Genomic DNA, 2,791 nt, shown 5'->3' with positions numbered 1-2,791 from the left:
TATGTGTTGGATGCGCGGTTGCGGCCGGTTCCGGTGGGTGTTCCGGGTGAGTTGTATTTCGCGGGTGTGCAGTTGGCGCGGGGGTATTTGAACCGGCCGGGGTTGACGGCGGAGCGGTTTGTGGCGTGTCCGTTCGGGGGCCCGGGTGAGCGGATGTATCGCACGGGTGATCTGGCGCGGTGGCGTGGGGACGGGACGCTGGAGTATCTGGGCCGCACCGACGACCAGGTCAAGGTCCGTGGTTACCGGATCGAGCTGGGGGAGATCGAGGCGGCGCTGGTCGGCCGGCCCGGTGTGGTGCAGGCGGCCGTGATCGTTCGTGAGGATGTTCCCGGGGACAAGCGGATCGTCGCTTATGTGGTGCCGGCCGAGGGTGTGGTTGTGGACACGTCCGCGTTGCGCGCGGGTGTGGGGGCGGTGTTGCCGGAGTACATGGTGCCGTCCGCGATCGTCGTCCTGGATGGGCTGCCGTTGACGGTCAACGGCAAGCTGGACCGGCGTGCGCTGCCGGCCCCGGACCACACTGCCGCCCTGGAGGTGTCCTACCGCGCCCCGCGGACGTCGGACGAGCGGCTGGTGTGTGAGGCGTTCGCTGAGGTCCTCGGCCTGGAGCGGGTGGGCATCGACGACAACTTCTTCGAACTCGGCGGGCACTCGCTCCTCGCCACCCGGCTGGTCAGCCGTATCCGCTCGGCTCTGCAGGTCGAACTGCCCCTTCGGGCAATCTTCGAAAGCCCCACAGTGGCGGGCCTTTCATCCCATTTCAATCGTCCCAAGCGAACCAGGCCTGCCCTGCGTCGTCGCTCCAGGCAGGAGGAGATCTGATGATCCCGTTGTCGTACACCCAGCAGCGACTGTGGTTCCTTGGACAGTTGGAAGGACCGAGCGACACCTACAACATCGCGCTTCCCTTGCGACTGCGGGGTGCCCTCGACCGTGAGGCGCTGCGCGAGGCCCTGCAGGACGTGGTGGAGCGCCATGAGGTACTCCGTACCGTTTTCCCGGCCAAGGACGGGAAGCCGTACCAGAAGATCCTCGCCCCCGACCTGGCGCGCATTGATCTGCCGACGACTGAGGTGGACCCTGCGGACTTGCCGACGGCACTGGCCGAGGCATCGAGTCACACCTTCGATCTGCAGTCCGACATTCCGCTGCGCGCCTGGCTGTTCGCCATGGCGCCGGACGACCATGCGCTCATCGTCGTGGTGCACCACATCGCGAGCGACGGGTGGTCGAGGGGGCCGCTGGCGCGTGACCTCTCGATCGCCTACGCGGCTCGCTGCGGCGGAAAACCGCCGGAGTGGATGCCGCTTGAGGTGCAGTACGCCGACTACACCCTGTGGCAGCGAGACCTGCTGGGCGATCACGACGACCCGGAGAGCCTCCTCCACGAGCAGCTCGCCCACTGGCGTCGCGCGCTCTCCGGCATGCCGCACGAGCTCGAACTCCCGGTGGACCGGCCGCGTCCGCTCCGGTCCACCCACGCGGGCGGCGTGGTGGAGCTGACCGTTCCCGCCGACCTCCACGAGCGGCTGGCGCAGACCGCCAAGGCCGAGGGCGTGACCGTGTTCATGGTGGCGCAGGCGGCCCTCGCCGTACTGCTGTCGCGGCTCGGAGCAGGGGATGACATCCCGATCGGCGTGCCCATCGCGGGACGCCTGGACGAGGCCCTGCACGACCTGGTGGGACTGTTCGTCAACACGCTGGTGCTCCGCACGCGCGTGGCCGACGAGCTCTCCTTCAAGGAGCTCCTGCAGCAGGTCCGGGAGACGTCGCTGGAGGCATTTTCGAACCAGGACCTGCCGTTCGAGCGGCTCGTGGAGGACCTGGCGCCGGTCAGGTCGATGGCACGGCATCCGCTGTTCCAGGTGACCCTGAGCGTGCAGAACAACGCGGACGCGGTGCTGGAGCTCCCCGGCCTGGAGGTCGAACCGCTGAGCGGGGAACAGCGTCCCGCCAAGTTCGACCTGGATATCCAGCTCAGCGAGCGGTTGGGCGCCCAGGGACGGCCCGTCGGCATGTCCGGTAGCATCACCTTCGCCACCGACCTGTTCGACGAGGCAACCGTCGCGGACATGGCGGAGCGCTTTGTCCGGGTCCTCGACGCGGTGATCTCGAACCCGGAGCAGCGCATCGACCGGCTGGAGGTGACGAGCCCGGCCGAGCGCCGACGCCTGCTGGACGAGTGGAACACGCCGGCGCGGAGCGAACGGGCAGCCGCCACCCTGCCGGAACTCTTCACGGCCCAGGTGGAGCGCACACCGGACGCGATCGCCGCGGTCTGCGGCGACCAGCGGCTCACCTATGCGGAACTCGCGCAGCGCTCCGACGCCCTGGCAGCCCTGCTCGTTCGGCACGGCGCCGGTCCGCAGACGACGGTCGCCGTCTGCCTCGAACGATCCCTCGACCTGGTCGTCGCGCTGCTGGCCGTGTTGAAGGCCGGCAGCGCCTACCTTCCCGTCGACCCGGCCTCGCCGTCGGACCGAATCAGCTTCGTGTTCGCGGACTGCGCTCCGTCCCTGGTGATCACCTCCACGGTGTCGATGGCGGCAGTGGCGCACGAGGAGACCGTCCGCCGGGTGGTTCTGGACGACCCGGAGACGAGTGCGGAACTGTCGAACGGCGGGGACGACGTGTTGCTGGCGGCAGATCTCCCCGGCACGCTGTCATCGGCGAACGCCGCGTATGTCATCTACACCTCCGGTTCGACCGGCCGCCCGAAGGGTGTGGTCGTCCCGCACCAGAACGTTGTGCGCCTGTTTGACGAGACGAGGCGCTGGTTCGATTTCGG

The 2,791-nt window shown here is 68.5% G+C and carries 2 protein-coding genes; both read left to right on the top strand.

Going from position 1 to position 2,791, the window contains the following annotated elements:
- Nucleotides 1-825 (top strand): phosphopantetheine-binding protein (locus ACH4TL_RS45760; protein ID WP_398425548.1); only part of this gene is annotated, 825 nt, incomplete at its 5' end.
- The coding region (locus tag ACH4TL_RS45755) for a condensation domain-containing protein (protein ID WP_398425546.1) at nucleotides 825-2,791 on the top strand (1,967 nt) is incomplete at its 3' end. The genes ACH4TL_RS45760 and ACH4TL_RS45755, both read left to right, overlap by 1 nt.

It is taken from the genome of Streptomyces sp. NPDC021115, from assembly GCF_044333065.1.
Taxonomy (GTDB): domain Bacteria; phylum Actinomycetota; class Actinomycetes; order Streptomycetales; family Streptomycetaceae; genus Streptomyces.
This window is presented reverse-complemented; position numbering and strand designations above follow the sequence as displayed.